Source organism: Clavibacter michiganensis subsp. insidiosus, from assembly GCF_002240565.1.
Lineage (GTDB): Bacteria > Actinomycetota > Actinomycetes > Actinomycetales > Microbacteriaceae > Clavibacter > Clavibacter insidiosus.
This window is the reverse complement of sequence record NZ_MZMO01000001.1, coordinates 2,358,351-2,375,285: the sequence shown is the minus strand read 5'-3', so window position 1 is coordinate 2,375,285 and position 16,935 is coordinate 2,358,351. Positions and strand designations below refer to the sequence as shown.

Sequence of the window (16,935 nt, the reverse complement as noted above, 5' to 3'; positions counted from 1 at the left end):
AGCGTACCGATCGCCGCGGGCCGTCCCGGGTCCTCCCCAGGACCGCGCCCAGGCGCCGACCTAGGATGTCTCGCATGCCGACCGAGACGCCTCCCGTGCCCGAGCTGGACCTCACCGCGGGGAGCGTGGAGGTCACCCGCGCGATCTGCGACATCGAGTCGGTCTCCGGCGACGAGGGCGCCCTCGCGGACGCCATCGAGCGGGCGCTCGCCGGGTGCGCGCACCTCCAGCTGGAGCGCGACGGCGACGCGATCGTCGCCCGTACGCACCTCGGCCGCGACCGTCGCGTCGTCATCGCCGGCCACATCGACACCGTCCCGCTCAACCGCAACCTGCCCACGCGCACCGAGCACGACGGCGGGGTCGAGTACCTCTGGGGCCGCGGCACCGTCGACATGAAGGCGGGTGTCGCCGTGCAGCTCGTGCTGGCCGCCGAGCTCGTGGATCCCGCCTTCGACATCACCTGGATCTGGTACGACCACGAGGAGGTCTCCGACAGCCTCAACGGGCTCGGCCGCCTCGCCCGCACCCGCCCCGACCTGCTCGAGGGCGACTTCGCGATCCTCGGCGAGCCGACCCGCGCGGAGATCGAGGGCGGCTGCAACGGCAACCTCCGCGTCGAGGTGCGGGCGTTCGGGAAGCGCTCGCACTCGGCCCGCTCCTGGGTGGGCGACAACGCGATCCACCGCATCGCCCCCGTGCTGGACACCCTGGCCGCCTACGAGGCGCGCGAGGTCGAGGTCGACGGGCTCGTCTACCGCGAGGGCCTCAACGCCGTCGGCGTCTCCGGCGGCATCGCGGGCAACGTCATCCCCGACGAGGCCATGGTGCACGTCAACTACCGCTTCGCCCCGAGCCGATCCGGCGCCGAGGCCGTGGAGCACGTCACGAGCCTCTTCCCGGGCTTCGAGGTCACGGTCGTCGACCTCGCGGAGGGCGCCCGTCCCGGCCTCGACGCCGAGATCGCGCAGCCCTTCCTCGCGGCTGTCGGCGGCGAGGCGCGTCCCAAGTACGGCTGGACCGACGTCGCCCGCTTCAGCGCGCTGGGCGTCCCGGCCGTGAACTACGGCCCGGGGGATCCGCTCCTCGCCCACCACGACGACGAGCGCGTCGACGTCGCCCATATCACGTCGTGCGAGCGCGGCCTCCGGGCGTGGCTGACGGCGCGCTGACCCGGTCGGTCGGGCGCCCGGCGCGGCTCGACCTGCCTGGCGCCCGCCCCGCCGGCCGCCTGCCCTGGTGGGCGGCGGTCCTCGGCGTCTACGCCCTGAGCCGCGTCCTCACGACCGTGCTCATGCTCGTCTCGGCGCGGAGCCAGATCCGCACGCCGTGGGCCCCCGCGTCGCCCTCCTACCTGCAGTACGCCACCTTCTGGGACGCCGGCTGGTACCGCGACATCGCGACCTTCGGCTACCCGACCGTGCTCCCCGTCGACGCCGCGGGCCACGTGCAGTCGAACCCGTGGGCCTTCCTCCCGGTCTACCCCGCGATCGTGCGCGCCATCCAGGACGCGACGGGCGCGCCCTTCGACGTGGCCGCCGTCACGGTCTCGGTGCTCGCCGGCGGGGGCGCCGTGCTCGTGCTGCACCGGCTGCTGTCGCGCTTCCTCTCGCCGTCGTCCACCCTCACCGCGGTGGTCATCGTCTGCGTCGCCCCGGTCTCGCCGCTCTTCCAGATCGCGTACGCCGAGAGCCTGCAGACGCTCGTGCTCCTCATCGCCCTGCTGCTCCTGGTCGAGCGGCGCTACGTGCTCCTCGCGCCGGTCGTGGTGGTCATGGCGTTCACCCGCCCCCTCGGCCTCGCCTTCGCGCTGGCGCTGGTGCTGCACGGCGCACACCGCATCGCGACAGCGCGCCGCGATCCGTTCCCGACCGCGGAGCGCGCCCGGCTCGTGCTCGCGACCACCGCGTCCGTGGCCGCCGGGGCGGCATGGCCGGTGATCGCCGGGATCCGGACGGGCTCGTTCACGGCGTACACCGACACGGAGCTCTCCTGGCGCGCGGCGTACGTCGGCTACCGCCACCTCGTGCCCTTCGAGGCGTGGTTCGACGCCGGCGACTTCTGGGTCGGCGGGGTCGCCGGCGCGATCGCCGTGCTCCTCGCCGTGGCGGCCTTCGTCCTGATCCTGCTCCGCCCCTCGGTGCGCGCGCTCGGCCCCGACCTCCGCATCTGGATCGCGTCCTACGGCATCTACCTCTTCGCGGTCTTCTTCCCGCAGTCGAGCGTCTTCCGCCTCCTGCTGCCCATGATCCCGCTGGCCGGGGCGCTCGCCGTGCCGCGGTCGCGCGCGTACCGCGTCGCCGTCGTCGTCGCCCTGGTCGTGGGCCAGTGGATCTGGATCGACGTCTTCTGGCGGGCGACGGCGGGCGACTGGACGCCGCCGTGACCCGGTCCCCGCGATGCCCGGCGACGTCCCCGCCGCGCCCCCTCCACCGCCGGACGGGGGCGTGCGGGGCGTAGCACGGAGGCGCGCGTTCATCGGGGGGGGGGGGGGGGGCGTGTCCATGCGGGATAATGGATGCACATCCACGAAAGGGGAGCCGAATGGCAGCCATGAAGCCCAGGACCGGCGACGGACCGATGGAGGCCGTGAAGGAGGGCAGGCTCATCATCGTGCGCGTGCCCTTGGAGGGAGGCGGACGACTCGTCGTCTCCGTCAACGACGCCGAAGCGAAGGAGCTTCACGACGCCCTCGCCGCGGTGACCAGCGCGAGCTAGTCGAGACCGCACCACGCGACACCGCCCGCCCCGTCGACGACGGGGCGGGCGGTGCTGTGCGCGGGGGTGCCCGTCCGGGGCTCGCACGACGGACGCGCCGCGGCGGTCAGCGCCCGGTCTTGGCGATCTGCAGCAGGCCGTCGCCGGCGGGCGAGAGCGACGCCACGACCGCGCCGGAGCCCGCGGTCTCCTGCACGAGCGTGCGGAACGCCGCCGTCTGCGCGTCGCGCGCCGCCGGGTTCTGCACGCGGCCGCGCCAGAGGGCGTGCGGCACGAGCACCAGGCCGCCCGTGCGGGCGAGGCGCAAGCCGTGCTCGACGTACTCGATGACCTGGGCGGGATCCGCGTCCACGAGCACGAGGTCGTAGCTCGCGTCGCTCATGCGCGGCAGCACGTCGAGCGCGCGACCCGTGATGAGGCGCACGCGGTTGGCGGGCACCTCGGCGTCCGCGAGGATCTCGCGCGCGGCCTGCTGGTGGTCGAACTCCAGGTCGATGCTGGTGAGCACCGCCCGCGGCGCGCCGCGGAAGATGCAGAGGCCCGAGACGCCGGCGCCCGTGCCGATCTCGATGACGCTGGTGGCGCGCGTGGCCGCGGCCAGGAGCGAGAGCTGCGCGCCGACGGCGGGGGAGACGGCTTCGATGCCGAGCTCGCGGGAGTGCTGGCGCGCCAGGGCGATGTGCTCGTCCTCCACGACGACATCCTCGGCGAACTTCCACCCGGTCTCCTGGTCGGACACGCGGCACCTCCCTCTTCCGGGTCCCCAGGGTATCGGCCCGGGGGCACCCGTCCGACCGGGCGGTGTCCGGTGCGGATCCGATGCGGCCTCTCCGCTGACCGGACCCTCCGGTCGGGCGGAGATCGCACCTCGACCGGCTAGCCTGTGATCATGTTCGGCCTGACGTTCGAGAAGCTGATGCTCATCGGCATCATCGCCGTGTTCCTGCTCGGCCCCGAGCGGCTGCCGGTCTACACCCAGAAGCTCGCCGACCTGGTGAAGGCCGCGCGCCGCATGGCGACCGGCGCCCGGGAGCGCATGCGCGACGAGCTGGGACCGGAGTTCGACGAGGTCGACTGGAAGAAGCTCGACCCGCGCCAGTACGACCCGCGCCGCATCATCAAGGAGGCGCTCTTCGAGGACGAGCCCGTCGTCACCAAGCCGCGCGTGCCCGTCGAGACCACCATCGCCCGCCGGCAGCGGCTGGAGCGCGAGGCGGCCGCCGCGTCCGCGCAGCCCGCGCCGTTCGACGCCGAGGCCACCTGAGGCGCGTCGCCTCACCGCGACCCCGCCAGCCCGTCACCCGGTCCCGCTGAAGCGTGCGTCCACCGCCTTCGCCTCCTCGCGGAGCGCGTCCACGACCGCCCGCACCGATGGCCGCTCCGCGCGGTCCGGCCGGAGCAGCACGTGCAGGTGCCGCTTCGACGTGACGCCCGACAGCCGCTTGACCACGACGCCGTCGTGCTCGCCCGCGGTGTAGCGGGGCAGCAGCGCGATCCCGTGCCCGGACCCGACGAGCGACTCCGTGATGCGCGTGTCGCTGAAGCGCTGGACCACGCGCGCCGGCGCGCCCACGGCCTGCTCGATGTCGAGGAGGATCCGGTCGAAGGGGAGGCCCTGCGGGACGCCGATCCACGGCTCGCCGCTGAGGTCCGCGGGGCTCACCGAGGCCCGGCCGGCGAGGCGGTGGCCAGCGGGCACGGCAACGTCGAGCGGCTCCACCATGAGCGGCACGATCACGAGGCCGAGCCCGCGCCAGGTGCCCGCGCCCGCGAGCGAGTGGGCGATGACGACGTCGAAGTCGGCGGTCAGGTCCGCGAACGCGGCGGAGGTCGGATCCCGGTCGCTGGCGCGCAGCGTGAGGTCGGGGATCCCGGCGACGCGGTCGAGCAGGCCGGGCAGCAGCATCTGCGCCGCGGTGGGGAACGTGGCGAGCGTGACCTCGCCGGACGGCTGGTGGCGGAAGTCCTCCCACAGCGCCTCGGCGCGGGCGACGGCCACGGCGATGTCGGTCGCCGTCCGGGCGAGAGCGCGGCCGGCGTCGGTCAGCACGATCCCGCGCCCGGAGCGCTCGGTGAGCGGCACGCCGGCCTCGCGCTCGAGCACCTTGAGCTGCTGCGAGACGGCCGACGGCGTGCGGCCGGCGGCGCGGGCGACGGCGCCCACGCTGCCGCGGTCGGCGAGCTCGCGGAGGAGCTCGAGGCGGCGGATGTCCATGCAGTCAGGCTACACAGTGGGGTAAGGACTACGAGCTTGTCCTGAACGTTCTGCGGTGGTCACATGGAGGTGCGGCGGAATGCGCCGCCATCCGCCTTCCCGCAGGAGCACCACCATGACCGTCTTCCTCATCGCCATCGCCGCCCTCTCCGTCTCCGCCATCGCCGGCACCGTCGCCGTCACCGCGCGCGACGGATACCGCGCGATGCCCACGCGCACGCACCGCAGTCACGTCTAGGCAGCACGCGCACCACGCACGAGGAGGACGGCAACCCGCGGGCTGCCGTCCTCCTCGTGCGTCACGGGGTCGTCGACGGGCGCGACGCGGGCGCCGCGCCTAGGAGACGGAGAGGCCCAGGCGCCGGCCGGCGAGACCTCGACCGCGCGAGGCCAGGTGGTCCGCGACGCGCAGGATCTGCACCGCGGCGGGATCCCCGGGCGCGGCCAGCACGAGCGGTGCCCCCGCATCGCCGCCCTCGCGGAGCGACATGCTCAGCGGCACGCTCGCGAGGAGCGGCACCTCCTCGTCCTGCCCCGCGGACAGCCGACGCGCGACCTCGGCGCCCCCGCCCGCGCCGAAGAGCTCGAGCACGGATCCATCGGGCTGGGCGAACCCGGCCATGTTCTCGACGACGCCGGCCACGCGCTGGCCCGTCTGCCGCGCGACCAGGCCGCTGCGCTCGGCCACGTCGGCGGCGGCCGGCTGCGGCGTCGTGACGACGAGCACCTCGGCGTGGGGCAGCAGCTGGCCCACCGTGATCGCGACGTCGCCCGTGCCGGGCGGCAGGTCGAGCAGCAGCATGTCGAGGTCGCCGAAGAAGACGTCGGTGAGGAACTGCTGGATCGTGCGGTGGAGCATGGGCCCGCGCCACGAGACGGCCGTGCCGCCGGTCGCGTCGGGATCGAGGAACATGCCGATGGAGATGACCTTCACGCCGTGCGCGACGGGCGGCAGGATCATGTCGCCCACCCGGGTGGGCTGGGCCGTGCGCCCGTCGGCGCCCACCAGGCCGAGGATCCCCGGGATCGAGAACCCGTGCACGTCCGCGTCGACGAGGCCCACCGCGAGGCCCTTCGACGCGAGCGCGACCGCGAGGTTGGCCGTGAGCGTGGACTTGCCGACGCCGCCCTTGCCGCTCGTCACCGCGTAGACGCGCGTGAGGCTGTCCGGGCCGAAGGGGATGCCGCGCTGGGCGGCCGGACCCCGGAGGCGCTCGGTGAGCGCGCGGCGCCGCTCCGGGCTCATCACCCCGACCGTAAGGACGAGCCGCGCGACGCCGGGGACGGCCTCGACGGTCTCCCGCACGTCGCGCTCGATGGAGGTCGCGGCCGGGCAGCCGACGATCGTCAGGGCGATGTCCACGTGCGCCACGCCGCCGTCCGCGATCCGCACGTCCGAGACCATGTCGAGCTCGGTGATGGGACGGCGGATCTCGGGATCCACCACGCGGGCGAGCGCCCGCCGCACGTCATCCGCGGTCAATGGCCCCGGGCCCGCGGCCTCAGCGGGCATGCGTCCTGCGGCGGCCCTCGCCCTCGGCGTCGTCCGCCTCGGGGTCGTCGCGGCGGTCGAGCTCCTCGAGGAGCTGGCGGAGCTCCGCGCGGATGAAGTCCTTCGAGGCGACGTCCTTCATCTGCAGCCGGAGCGACACGACCTCGCGGGCGAGGTACTCGACGTCGGCCACGTTGCGCTCGGCGCGCTGGCGGTCCTGCTCGATCTGCACGCGGTCGCGGTCGTCCTGCCGGTTCTGCGCGAGCAGGATGAGCGGGGCGGCGTAGGAGGCCTGCAGCGACAGGATCAGCGTGAGCGCGGTGAAGCCGAGCGCCGCGGAGTCGAAGCGCGCGGACTCCGGCCCGTACGTGTTGTAGCCGATCCACGCGACGCAGAAGAGCGTGAGGCCCACGAGGAACCACGGCGTGCCCATGCCGCGGGCGATGGACTCGGTGAAGCGGCCGAACCGGTCGCGGCTCGCGCGGTTGCGCAGCGGGAGGACGGTCGTGCGGAGGCCCTTGGGCGCGTCCAGCCGGACGTCGCGGTTACTCTGCCGTGCCACGGGGGATCCTCCGTCCTCGTACGGGTCCTGCGGTGGGGATGGCGGCCGTTGCCGTGCCGTGGAAGCGGGCGGTGGCCCGCTTGCGGGTCTCGCGTTCCGCGTCGGCGCTGCGCCAGTCGTCCGGCAGGAGGTGGTCGAGCACGTCGTCGATGGTGACGACGCCGACCAGGCGGTGGTTCTCGTCCACCACGGGCACGGAGACGAGGTTGTAGCTCGCCATGATGCGCGACACCTCGGCCGCGCTCGTGTCCGCGCGCACCGGTTCCAGGCCCTGGTCGAGCAGGGTGCCGAGGCGCTCGTGCGGCGGGTAGCGCAGCATCCGCTGGAAGTGCACCATGCCGAGGAAGCGGCCCGTGGGCGGCTCGTACGGCGGCAGCGTGACGCACACGGCGGCACCCAGCGTCGGAGCGAGCTCGTGACGCCGGATGAGCGCGAGGCCCTCGGCGACGGTCGCGTCCCCCGAGACGATGACGGGATCCGTGGTCATGAGGCCGCCCGCGGTGTCGGGCGCGTAGCTGAGGAGCATGCGGACGTCGTCCGCCTCCTCCGGCTGCATCAGCTCGAGGAGGGTCTCGCCGCGCTCGTCCGACAGCTGCGCGATGAGGTCGGCCGCGTCGTCGGGCTGCATCTGGTCGAGCACGTCGGCCGCGCGGTCGTCGTCGAGCGTGGCCATGATCTCGACCTGCTCGGCCTCGGGCATCTCCTCGAGCACGTCGGCCAGGCGCGCGTCCGGCAGCTCCTCGGCGACCTCGAGGCGACGCGCCTGGGGCAGGTCGAGCAGGGTGTTGGCGAGGTCGGCGGGCAGCAGGTCGGAGTAGGCGGCGAGGAACTGCGAGGCGGACTGGGCGACGCCGTCGTCCTGCAGCTCGGCGACCTCCTCCCACGTGGCGAAGATGGTCGCGCCCTTGGCGAAGGGGGAGGGGCTCGTGCGCGGGCGGCGGCAGAAGAGCTGCGACACCTCCCACTCGGCCTGGCCGGACTCCTCGATGGCGACGTCCTCGATGACGGCGGTGCCGGATCCGTCGCGCATGCTCACGCGACGCCCGAGGATCTCGGCGATGACCCGCACCTCGCCGCCGCGCTGCTCGAAGCGGCGCAGGTTGATGAGGCCGGTGGTGATGATCTGCCCCGAGCCGATGCTGGTGACGCGTCCGATGGAGAGGAACACGCGGCGCTTGCCGGGGATCTCGACGATGAGGCCCACGACGCGCGGCGGATCGTCCTTGCGGTAGACGACGAGCACGTCGCGGACGCGCCCGACGCGGTCTCCTGCGGGGTCGAACACGCTGCACCCGGCGAGCCGGGCGACGAAGACTCGGGAGGCGCTCACAGAGTCAATCTAGTCGCTCGCCCAGCGCCCGCCCGGCACCCCGTGGAAGACTGACGACGTGACCAACCCCCTCCTCGGACGCTCCTCCCGTGCCCGCATGCCGAAGCTGCCGAAGGGGGAGCCCGTCGCCACCTACGAGACGTACGACGAGGCGCAGAAGGCCGTCGTCACGCTCGCCGAGGCGGACTTCCCGGTCACGCAGGTGAGCATCGTGGGCAACGAGCTGACGAGCGTCGAGCGGGTCACGGGCAAGCTCACCTCCGCCCGGGCCGCGGTCGCGGGGGCGGCGAGCGGCGCGTGGCTCGGCCTCTTCCTCGGGCTCGTGACCTTCCTCTTCTCGACCGCGCCGAACTTCTCGTTCGTCGTCGGCGCGGTGATCATCGGGGTCGGCTTCGGCGCCATCTACGGGATCGTCAGCTACAGCATCACGCGCCGCCGTCGGGACTTCACCTCGGTGATGCAGGTCACGGCCACGAGCTACTCCGTGGTCGTCGAGCCGGACTCGATGCACCGGGCGCGGAACGTGCTCGGCATCGGCGGGGTCGGCACGTCGGTCTCCGGCGAGCCCGTGATCACCACGCCGCCGCCGCCCGTCTCGCGGCCCGTCGGCCCGTACGGCGAGCGCGTGCCCGAGCCCGGTGCGTCCGACGCCCCCGAGCCCACCGCGCCCCCGACGTCGACCGACCGGCCCGTGGGCGAGCAGGGCGCGACCGGAGCCTGAGCCCCGCCCGCCCCGCCCGCGTCGGCGGCTAGGCCCGCCCGGCCATCCACGCCTCGACCTCGTCGGCCGTGCGGGGGATCCCCGCGGACAGGTTCTCGGCGCCGTCCCGCGTCACGAGGATGTCGTCCTCGATGCGGACGCCGATGCCGCGGAAGCGCTCCGGCGCCGTGAGGTCGTCGGGCTGGAAGTACAGGCCCGGCTCGATCGTGAAGACCATGCCGGCCTCGACGATCCCGTCGATGTACATGTCGCGGCGCGCCTGCGCGCAGTCGTGCACGTCGAGGCCGAGGTGGTGGCTGGTGCCGTGGACCATGTAGCGGCGGTGGTGCTGGTTGTCGGCCTCGAGCGCCTCCTCGGCGGTGACCGGGAGCATGCCCCAGTCGGCGACCTTGCGCGCGATGACCTGCATCGCGGCGGCGTGCACCTCGCGGAAGCGGATCCCGGGGCGCACGATCGCGAGGGCGGCGTCGGCCGCCTCGCGCACGGCCTCGTAGACCTCGCGCTGCACGTCGGTGAAGGTGCCCGAGACGGGGAGCGTGCGGGTGATGTCGGCCGTGTACAGGCTGTCGAGCTCGACGCCGGCGTCGATGAGGATCAGGTCGCCGGGCACCACGCGGCCGTCGTTCCGGGTCCAGTGCAGGATGCAGGCGTGCGGGCCGGATGCCGCGATGGTGTCGTAGCCGACCGCGTTGCCGTCGGCCCGGGCGCGCGCGTTGAAGACGCCCTCGACGACGCGCTCGCCGCGTGCGTGCGCGACCACGGCGGGCATGTCGGCGATGACGTCGGAGAAGCCGCGGCCGGTGGTGTCGACGGCCTCGCGCATCTGGGCGATCTCGTAGTCGTCCTTGACGAGGCGCAGCTCGGAGGCGTCGCGGGCGAGGAGGGCGTCGCCGTCGGCGGGGTCCTGGTCGCTCGCATCGTCGTCGGCGGTCGCGGCGGCGCGGGCCTCGTCGACGCGGGCGGCGAGGGCGGGGTCGGCCTCGCGGATCACGCGCACGGGGCCTCCCGCGGCGATGGCGGCGTCGACGTCGGCGAGCGGCGCGGTGGCGATACCGAGGTCGGCGGCGACCTGGCGGAGCGAGGGGCACGGGCCGATCCAGAACTCGCCGATCTCGGCGTTGGCGTAGAACTCGTCGCTGTCGCGGCCGGCGCGCTCGCGGAAGTAGAGGGTGGCCGCGTGCGCGGAGCCGTCCGCGGCGGATTCCCCGGCCACGGGCTCGAGCACCAGCACGGCGCCGGGCTCGCTGTCGGCGCCCCAGCCGGTGAGGTGCGCGAAGGCCGAGTGGGCGCGGAACGGGAAGTCCGTGTCGTTGCTGCGCTGCTTGAGGCGGCCCGCGGGGATCACGAGGCGCGTGCCGACGTGCAGGGCGGAGAGGCGGCGGCGGCGGTCGGCGGCGAAGGGCGCCTGCGCGCGGGCCGGCGGGTCGACCTCCTCGCGGTCGGCCCAGTTCGTGGACACGAAGTCGCTGAACGCGGTGCTCGCGGGCGTGGTGCTGCGGTTGGAGGTGGCGCGGGGGACGGGGGCGTCGCCGGTTCCGGGCGCGGTCACGGCGGGCGCGGTCACGGCGGGAGCCGCGGTCTCGGTCGTGGCCAGCGGCGCGGCCGGGTCGGCGGCGATGTCGGCGGGGGCGGTCTCGGACGCGGTGTCGGTGTTCTCGGCCATCCGTCGATCATCCCACCGCCGGGCGCGGCGGCGGGGCGGGGTCAGCGGAGCGGGGTCAGCTGCGCGATCACCGGCCGGTGGTCGCTCCCGGCGCCGTCGCGGTCCTCGACGACGCGGAAGCCCGTGACCGCCCAGCCGGGCGTCGCCATGATGTGGTCGATCGGGGTGCCGAGCAGCGCGGGGAGGCCCGTGGGCCAGGTGCCGACCGCGCCGTTCCCCGAGGCGCGCGCCGCGTCGACGCACTGCCCGAGGTCGGTGACCTGGTCGCGCTCGGTGGGCGTGCCGCCGTAGCGGCTCATGTGGTCGAGCGTCGCGTTGAAGTCGCCCGCGATGATCACGTTGCCCTCGTCGCAGCGCTTCCCGAGCCACGCGAGGTCGGCGCGCCAGTTGTCCATCTGCTCGGGGATGGGGGAGACGGGATGCACGGCCATGATGACGGGGCCGTTCCCGTCGACCGGCTCCATGATGACCGTGGGCAGCACGCTCGTGGTGCCGCGCGACTCGTCCATCCGGTAGTCGCCGTAGGCCGCGCTGATGAGGATGGTGGTGGAGCGGGCGGCGGCCACGTCGTCGAACGCGGCGGTGCGGACCCACATCGGCCGGCCCGCGTCGCGCATCAGGACGGCGATCTCCGCGCCGGTCTCCTCGCGCGTCTCGGGGAGCGTGATGACGTCGGCCCCGGACTCGATGGCGAGGTCCGCGACCGCGCGAGCCCCCGTCGCCCCGCCGAGCGTGTTCCACGACAGCACGGTGACGTCGTCGTCCTGCGGCTCCTGGAACGCGGTGTCGCCGAGACCGCGCGTGGCGAGCACGGCCGAGTTGGCGCCGATGAAGACCACGAGCAGCACGGCGATGCTGCCGAGCAGGCGGCGGCCGGGGCGGATCACGAGGCAGAGGACGAGGGCCAGCACGAGCACGGCGGCCGCCGCGGCGACGAGGCCCCCGCGGATGGCGACGGCGTGGGCGACGAGGTACGTCTGCTCCAGGCCCAGCAGCTGCGGCCAGGTGACGACGAGCATGCCCGCCGCCGTGATGAGGATGACTGCTGCTCCGACGACCCGCCCATGACGTCGACAACACTATGGCGGCTCTCTGGGAGAGAGCCGCCGCGGGCTCCCGCCGACGGGGCCGCAGCGGGCCGCCGCGTAGGATGGCTGGATGCCGCAGGAGCAGCCGGGTCCCATCGACCTGCACACGCACAGCTCCGTCTCGGACGGCACGGAGACCCCGGTCGAGCTCGTCGCCCAGGCCGCCGCGCAGGGCCTGTCGGCCGTCGCGCTCACCGACCACGACTCCACCGCCGGCTGGGACGACGCCTCCGCCGCAGCCCTCGCGCATGGCGTCACGCTCGTGCCCGGCATGGAGATGAGCACGCAGCTCGAGTACGCGAGCGTGCACGTCCTCGCGTACCTCTTCGATCCCGAGGACGCCGACCTCGCGGCCATGACCGCGCGCGTGCGCTCCGAGCGCATGACCCGGGCCGAGGCGATGGTCGGCCGCATCTCGCGCGACTACGACCTCACGTGGGCGGACGTGCTCGCGCAGACGACGCCGGGCAGCACCATCGGCCGGCCGCACATCGCCGACGCGCTCGTCGCCCGAGGGCACGTGCCGACGCGCACGGCCGCGTTCGAGAGCATCCTGCACTGGCAGGGCGGCTACTACCGGCCGCACTACGCGCCGGATCCGATCCTCGGCGTCGAGCTGATCACGGCGGCGGGCGGCCTGGCCGTCCTGGCGCATCCCGGCGCCCGCGGGCCGGAGCGCGTGCTGTCGGACTCGCGGATGACGGCGCTCGTCGCGGCCGGGCTCTTCGGGCTCGAGGTGCGGCACCGCGACAACCCGCCCGCATCGCGCGTGCGGCTCACGGAGCTGGCGGAGCGGTTCGGGCTCGAGGTGACGGGATCCAGCGACTACCACGGCGACGGCAAGCCGAACCGGCTCGCCGAGAACACCACCGATCCCGCCGTGCTGGCCCGCATCGTCGAGCGCGCCGCCGGGTGGGCGCCCGTCGTGCCGCCCTCCGTCACCGCGGCCTGATCGACCCGGTTCGTCGAGCGGTCGCCTCGGGGGTGGCGAGGCGGCGCGCGCGAGGGTCCCGCCGGATGCTGTGCACCCCGGGACGCCTGGCGTGGGGCCGCATCCGCATGTGATCGTGCAGACGATTCGAAGAGGAGAACGGAACATGAAGACAGCCACGCGCCATCGGACGCGGGTGACAGCGCTCGCCGTGGCCGCTGCAGGCCTCGTGACCCCACCGCTCGCGCTGGCCTCGCCGGCGAGCGCGGCCACCGCCACCTACGAGATCCCCGCGCCCTCGACTCCCGCCGCGGGAGTCGAGACGTCGCTTCTGAACCCCGTCACGATCGGCGCCTGCAACGCCGGCTTCGGCGACGTGAGCGTGGCCTCGTGGGAGACCGGCATCGGTCATGTGGATCTGTTCTGCGGGGATGACAAGTCCGGCTACGTGCACATCCGGACGGTCCACCAGCCACAGTGGTAGACCGTGGTGGACGGCGCCGGCGGCGGGGCCAACTGGGACGATTTCATGGTGTTCGCCACCGGGTCGATTGTCACCGCGCCCGCACCTGGTTTCCCGAAGGACGTGGGCGATGGCAAGCTGTGCTACTCGGCGCCGATCATCATCAAGAACGCGGAAGGCAATGTCGTGGACACCTACAACCCGACCGTCCTGGTCTCGGGGAACAACAAGAAGGTCATCACGTCGTACCCGACTCGAGTGGACCGCTGTGGCTGATTCTCAGCCGCTTCGGGACATCGTCCTGTCGGTCGACTACCTGCAGGACTGGCCGCTCGACGACATCATGTGGCCCGGCCCTCCGCTGCCATGGGACTCCATGATCTCGCAGGAGCTCAAAGACCGGCTGATCGCCTGGGCCGCGTTCTTCAACGCGCACATGGACTGGGAGACCGGGCTGTTCGGATCGGAGGAGCGGCGACGCTGGTACGACGTGGAGGGGCTCCAGCTGATGTATGACCTCCAGGAGGCCCTGGAGGGGAAGTTCCGGGTGAGGTTGCGACTCCCCTAGGAGGCCCGGTCCTCGGCCGATGACAGAGGGGGCGCATCCGCTGGATGCGCCCCCTCTGTCGTGCCTGCGGCCCTAGGACGTGGCAGTCGGGCGGTCGCCGCCGGAGCGACGGCGGCGGTTGCGCGAGCGCGGTCGCGTCTGGCCGTCGGCGTGGGGCGCGTCGTGGCCGCCCGCCGTGTTCGGCTGCTCGCTGCCGATCGTCGCGGTGGCGTCCGCGGATGCGGTGGCCGACGCGGTCGAGGTGCTGCGGCTGCGCGAGCGGTCGCGGTCGCCGCCGGAGCGCTCGCCGCCGCCGGAGCGGTCACCGCTGCCGCCCGAGCGGCCGCCGTCGCGGCTGCCGCCGCGTCCGCCGTCACGACCTCCGCCGTCACGGCCGCCGCGTCCGCCGTCGCGACCCGAGTCGGAGCCGCGGCTGCCCGGGCGCTCGCGCGGGGTGCCGTCGGGGTTGACCGTCGGCGTGGCGCGGAGCCGGCCCTTGGACCCGGCCGGGATGTCGAGGTCGGTGTAGAGGTGCGGCGAGGACGAGTACGTCTCGGTGGGCTCCGGCTGGCCGAACTCGAGGGCGCGATTGATGAGCGCCCACTTGTGCAGGTCGTCCCAGTCGACGAACGTGACCGCGATGCCGGTCTTGCCCGCGCGGCCGGTCCGGCCGACGCGGTGCAGGTACGCCTTGTCGTCCTCGGGGATGGTGTGGTTGATCACGTGGGTGACGTCGAGCACGTCGATGCCGCGCGCCGCCACGTCGGTGGCGATGAGGATGTCCTTCTTGCCGGCCTTGAAGGCGGCCATGGCGCGCTCGCGCTGCTCCTGGTTGAGGTCGCCGTGCACGGCGGCGGCGTTGAAGCCGCGGTCGGTGAGCTCCTCGACGAGGCGGGCGGCGGCGCGCTTGGTGCGCGTGAAGATGACCGTCTTGCCGCGGCCCTCGGCCTGGAGGATGCGGCCGATGACCTCGTCCTTGTCCATGTTGTGCGCGCGGTAGACGAGGTGGCGGATGTTCGCCTGCATGAGGCCCTCGTCGGGATCCGTCGCGCGGATGTGGATCGGCTTCGTCATGAAGCGGCGCGCGAGCGCCACGATCGGGCCCGGCATGGTCGCCGAGAACAGCATCGTGTGGCGCACGGCCGGGGTCTGCGCGAACAGCTTCTCGATGTCGGAGAGGAAGCCGAGGTCGAGCATCTTGTCGGCCTCGTCGAGCACCATCTCACGCACGCCCTGGAGGGAGAGCAGGCGCTGGCCCACGAGGTCGAGGAGGCGGCCCGGCGTGCCGACGACGATCTGCGCGCCGGCCTTGAGCTGCTCGATCTGTCCCTCGTACGCCTTGCCGCCGTAGATGGAGACGACCGTGGTGGCGCGGTGAGCGGTGGCGATCTGGAGGTCCTCGGTGACCTGGACGGCGAGCTCGCGCGTCGGGACGACCACGAGCGCCTGCACGCCGGGCTCCGGGGTGAGGCCGAGCCGCTGGATGAGCGGGAGGCCGAAGCCGAAGGTCTTGCCGGTGCCCGTCTTGGCCTGGCCGATGATGTCCTGGCCGGAGAGCGCCAGGGGGATGGTCTGCTCCTGGATGGGGAAGGGTTCGAGGATCCCGTGGTCGGCGAGCGCCTGCACCATGTCCTCGTCGATGTTCAGTTCGGTGAAAGTCACGTTGTGCCCTGTCTAGCGGTGCGGTCCACGCCCGGACTGCTTCTCTGCGGGCGCGATGGGGCCCTTCCGTTGAGGGACCACGGGCGAGTTTAGCGGGCGGGGGCCCGGAGACCCCCTCCGCCGCCCCATACACTGGCCACGTGCTCAAGATGTTCGGACGCCGGTCGACGACGATCGAGGCGCCCCGGGTCCGATCCCGCGGCGAGTCGAAGCGCCGATCCTCGGCGGCGACCGTGAGCGTGGACGACTTCTCGCCCGACACCCTCCGCTTCCTCGGCGCCGTCGCGTACCTGCAGCTGACCGTCTTCGAGACCCTGTCCCGCGCCGTCGCGGAGGCCCCCGACCTCGCGGGCAAGGAGGCCGTCTCGACGGCCGCCGGCATCGCGCTCGGCAAGCACCAGGCGCTCGCCGCGGAGATCAAGCGGCAGGACGGCGACCCGAGCGTCGTCATGGAGCCGCACCGGGCCGCCTTCGACCGGTTCACCGCCACCGTCGCGGGCGCCGATTGGTACGAGTGCCTGCTCTCCGCGTACATCACCACGGGGCTGCTCGACGACTTCTTCGTGCGCCTCGCCTCGGGGCTCCCGTCGGACCAGCGCCAGCGCGTCGTGGTCCTGCTCTCCTCGGGCGTCGGCCAGCAGGGCATCGTCGACGCCGTGCGCGCCGGGATCCGTCGCGATCCGCGCCTCGCCTCGCGCCTCGCCATGTGGGGCCGCCGTCTCGTCGGCGACACGCTGCTCGTCGCGGGGACGGCCATGCGCGCGTCCCTCGCCGACCCGGTCGACGCCCGCGTGCACCTCGAGCCCGTGTTCGCCGGGATCATCACGGCGCACACCCGGCGGATGGACGCGCTGGGGCTCACGGCCTGAGGCCCGCCGCCGCTCCGGCCCGGCACACGACGACGCCCGGCCCCTCGACGGCCGGGCGTCGTGTCGTGCGGGGTGCGGATCAGCCGCCGATGGCGGCCAGGTCGCGGGCGTCCGCGGAGGAGCGCCGACGGCCGAGGAGCAGGTCGGTGCCCGCGGCGACGAGCGCCGAGATCGCGAGCGTCGCGATCCAGATGACGCCCTGGTCCCAGCGGAGGCCGGCCCAGGTGAGCGCGACCCACGCGACCATGGCGGTGATCGTGCCGACGGCCGGGATGAGCAGCGCACCGTGCGTGGCGCGGTGGGGGAGCGCGTAGCGCGCGACGAGGCCGATGAGGGCGCCGAAGAGCGCGACGAACAGGAGCTCCACGGGCGTCGGGCTAGCGGACGAAGCCGATGCGCGGGGCGTCGGCGCTGCCGAGCTCCACGTAGGCGAGGTGGGCGGTGACGGCGAGGTGCGTGGCGCCCTTGTCGTCGGTGAACGAGATGAAGGGCGAGGAGTCCCGGACGGCGTCCGTGACGGTCCGCTGGACCTCCTCGGGCGTCTGCTTGGTGGTGAAGGAGAGCTCGCGGGCGGTGTTGACGAGGCCGATACGGATTTCCACGGGAGGTGCCTTTCGATGCGTCGGATGCGACGGTGCCCCCTGAGGGTAGGGCACCCGCATGCGCGGCCCTGC

The 16,935-nt window shown here is 73.6% G+C and carries 21 protein-coding genes; 11 read left to right on the top strand and 10 right to left on the bottom strand.

What is annotated here, in order from left to right:
- Positions 1-74 precede the first annotated feature (74 nt).
- From dapE to B5P21_RS11470, 3 genes are all read left to right on the top strand, one after another.
- Positions 75-1,172, top strand: a complete 1,098-nt coding sequence (gene dapE, locus B5P21_RS11480; protein WP_045527234.1) for a succinyl-diaminopimelate desuccinylase — start codon at positions 75-77, stop codon at positions 1,170-1,172.
- Positions 1,154-2,386, top strand: a complete 1,233-nt coding sequence (locus B5P21_RS11475) for a hypothetical protein (RefSeq protein ID WP_094171423.1) — start codon at positions 1,154-1,156, stop codon at positions 2,384-2,386. Before dapE ends, B5P21_RS11475 begins: the two co-directional genes overlap by 19 nt.
- A gap of 158 nt (positions 2,387-2,544) precedes the next feature.
- Entirely contained in the window at positions 2,545-2,718 is a 174-nt protein-coding gene (locus B5P21_RS11470) for a DUF3117 domain-containing protein (RefSeq protein ID WP_012037866.1), read from the top strand.
- Between the two features lie 106 nt (positions 2,719-2,824).
- Here the strand turns inward: B5P21_RS11470 and B5P21_RS11465 are convergent, their stop codons facing one another.
- Positions 2,825-3,457 (bottom strand): O-methyltransferase, encoded by a 633-nt coding sequence (locus tag B5P21_RS11465; RefSeq protein ID WP_045527236.1) that lies wholly within the window; start codon positions 3,455-3,457, stop codon positions 2,825-2,827.
- Positions 3,458-3,607: 150 nt separating this feature from the next.
- Here B5P21_RS11465 and B5P21_RS11460 point away from each other — a divergent pair, with 150 nt between their 5' ends.
- On the top strand, positions 3,608-3,982 hold the full coding sequence (locus B5P21_RS11460) for a twin-arginine translocase TatA/TatE family subunit (RefSeq protein WP_012037868.1): 375 nt from the start codon (positions 3,608-3,610) through the stop codon (positions 3,980-3,982).
- Positions 3,983-4,015: 33 nt separating this feature from the next.
- Here B5P21_RS11460 and B5P21_RS11455 read toward each other — a convergent pair whose 3' ends face one another.
- The gene (locus B5P21_RS11455; RefSeq protein WP_045527238.1) at positions 4,016-4,933 is read right to left on the bottom strand and encodes a LysR family transcriptional regulator; all 918 of its coding nucleotides are present in this window, start codon (positions 4,931-4,933) and stop codon (positions 4,016-4,018) included.
- Between the two features lie 115 nt (positions 4,934-5,048).
- Here B5P21_RS11455 and B5P21_RS17560 point away from each other — a divergent pair, with 115 nt between their 5' ends.
- Positions 5,049-5,171 carry a hypothetical protein gene (locus B5P21_RS17560; protein ID WP_258232014.1) on the top strand — a complete coding sequence of 41 codons (123 nt, stop codon included), beginning with the start codon at positions 5,049-5,051 and terminating at the stop codon, positions 5,169-5,171.
- Positions 5,172-5,270: 99 nt separating this feature from the next.
- Here B5P21_RS17560 and B5P21_RS11450 read toward each other — a convergent pair whose 3' ends face one another.
- Genes B5P21_RS11450 through B5P21_RS11440 form a run of 3 tightly spaced genes read right to left on the bottom strand, consistent with a single transcriptional unit; the run spans position 5,271 to position 8,317 of the window.
- A complete protein-coding gene (locus B5P21_RS11450; RefSeq protein ID WP_045527240.1) occupies positions 5,271-6,446 on the bottom strand; it encodes an Mrp/NBP35 family ATP-binding protein in 1,176 nt (391 codons plus the stop codon).
- Positions 6,436-6,987: a DUF1003 domain-containing protein gene (locus B5P21_RS11445; protein ID WP_045527242.1), complete on the bottom strand. Its 552-nt coding sequence runs from the start codon at positions 6,985-6,987 to the stop codon at positions 6,436-6,438. The genes B5P21_RS11450 and B5P21_RS11445 overlap by 11 nt, the downstream gene beginning before the upstream one ends.
- On the bottom strand, positions 6,971-8,317 hold the full coding sequence (locus tag B5P21_RS11440; RefSeq protein WP_045527244.1) for a magnesium transporter MgtE N-terminal domain-containing protein: 1,347 nt from the start codon (positions 8,315-8,317) through the stop codon (positions 6,971-6,973). Before B5P21_RS11440 ends, B5P21_RS11445 begins: the two co-directional genes overlap by 17 nt.
- Positions 8,318-8,375: 58 nt before the next feature.
- Between B5P21_RS11440 and B5P21_RS11435 the strand changes: the two genes are divergently transcribed.
- The gene (locus B5P21_RS11435; RefSeq protein ID WP_045527246.1) at positions 8,376-9,038 is read left to right on the top strand and encodes a YflT domain-containing protein; all 663 of its coding nucleotides are present in this window, start codon (positions 8,376-8,378) and stop codon (positions 9,036-9,038) included.
- Between the two features lie 28 nt (positions 9,039-9,066).
- Here the strand turns inward: B5P21_RS11435 and B5P21_RS11430 are convergent, their stop codons facing one another.
- Both B5P21_RS11430 and B5P21_RS11425 read right to left on the bottom strand, forming a co-directional pair.
- The gene (locus B5P21_RS11430) at positions 9,067-10,701 is read right to left on the bottom strand and encodes an aminopeptidase P family protein (protein ID WP_094171174.1); all 1,635 of its coding nucleotides are present in this window, start codon (positions 10,699-10,701) and stop codon (positions 9,067-9,069) included.
- 41 nt (positions 10,702-10,742) lie between these two features.
- Positions 10,743-11,720 carry an endonuclease/exonuclease/phosphatase family protein gene (locus B5P21_RS11425; protein ID WP_094171173.1) on the bottom strand — a complete coding sequence of 326 codons (978 nt, stop codon included), beginning with the start codon at positions 11,718-11,720 and terminating at the stop codon, positions 10,743-10,745.
- Positions 11,721-11,859: 139 nt separating this feature from the next.
- On the opposite strand from B5P21_RS11425, the gene B5P21_RS11420 reads away from it, so the two are divergent.
- The 4 genes from B5P21_RS11420 (at position 11,860) to B5P21_RS11405 (ending at position 13,751) form a co-directional block, all read left to right on the top strand.
- Positions 11,860-12,741, top strand: coding sequence for a PHP domain-containing protein (locus B5P21_RS11420; protein ID WP_045527252.1), 882 nt, complete (start codon positions 11,860-11,862; stop codon positions 12,739-12,741).
- A 145-nt stretch (positions 12,742-12,886) separates the two neighbouring features.
- The gene (locus tag B5P21_RS11415) at positions 12,887-13,204 is read left to right on the top strand and encodes a hypothetical protein (protein WP_094171172.1); all 318 of its coding nucleotides are present in this window, start codon (positions 12,887-12,889) and stop codon (positions 13,202-13,204) included.
- 3 nt (positions 13,205-13,207) lie between these two features.
- On the top strand, positions 13,208-13,459 hold the full coding sequence (locus B5P21_RS11410) for a hypothetical protein (protein ID WP_094171171.1): 252 nt from the start codon (positions 13,208-13,210) through the stop codon (positions 13,457-13,459).
- On the top strand, positions 13,452-13,751 hold the full coding sequence (locus tag B5P21_RS11405; protein WP_045527258.1) for a hypothetical protein: 300 nt from the start codon (positions 13,452-13,454) through the stop codon (positions 13,749-13,751). Before B5P21_RS11410 ends, B5P21_RS11405 begins: the two co-directional genes overlap by 8 nt.
- A gap of 72 nt (positions 13,752-13,823) precedes the next feature.
- On the opposite strand, the gene B5P21_RS11400 is transcribed toward B5P21_RS11405, so the two are convergent.
- The gene (locus tag B5P21_RS11400) at positions 13,824-15,392 is read right to left on the bottom strand and encodes a DEAD/DEAH box helicase (protein WP_094171170.1); all 1,569 of its coding nucleotides are present in this window, start codon (positions 15,390-15,392) and stop codon (positions 13,824-13,826) included.
- 149 nt (positions 15,393-15,541) lie between these two features.
- Here B5P21_RS11400 and B5P21_RS11395 point away from each other — a divergent pair, with 149 nt between their 5' ends.
- A complete protein-coding gene (locus B5P21_RS11395; protein WP_236688873.1) occupies positions 15,542-16,261 on the top strand; it encodes a ferritin-like fold-containing protein in 720 nt (239 codons plus the stop codon).
- Between the two features lie 79 nt (positions 16,262-16,340).
- Here B5P21_RS11395 and B5P21_RS11390 read toward each other — a convergent pair whose 3' ends face one another.
- Both B5P21_RS11390 and B5P21_RS11385 read right to left on the bottom strand, forming a co-directional pair.
- Entirely contained in the window at positions 16,341-16,628 is a 288-nt protein-coding gene (locus B5P21_RS11390) for a hypothetical protein (protein ID WP_045527262.1), read from the bottom strand.
- Positions 16,629-16,638: 10 nt separating this feature from the next.
- Entirely contained in the window at positions 16,639-16,863 is a 225-nt protein-coding gene (locus tag B5P21_RS11385) for a DUF3107 domain-containing protein (RefSeq protein WP_012037881.1), read from the bottom strand.
- Positions 16,864-16,935: the final 72 nt, after the last annotated feature.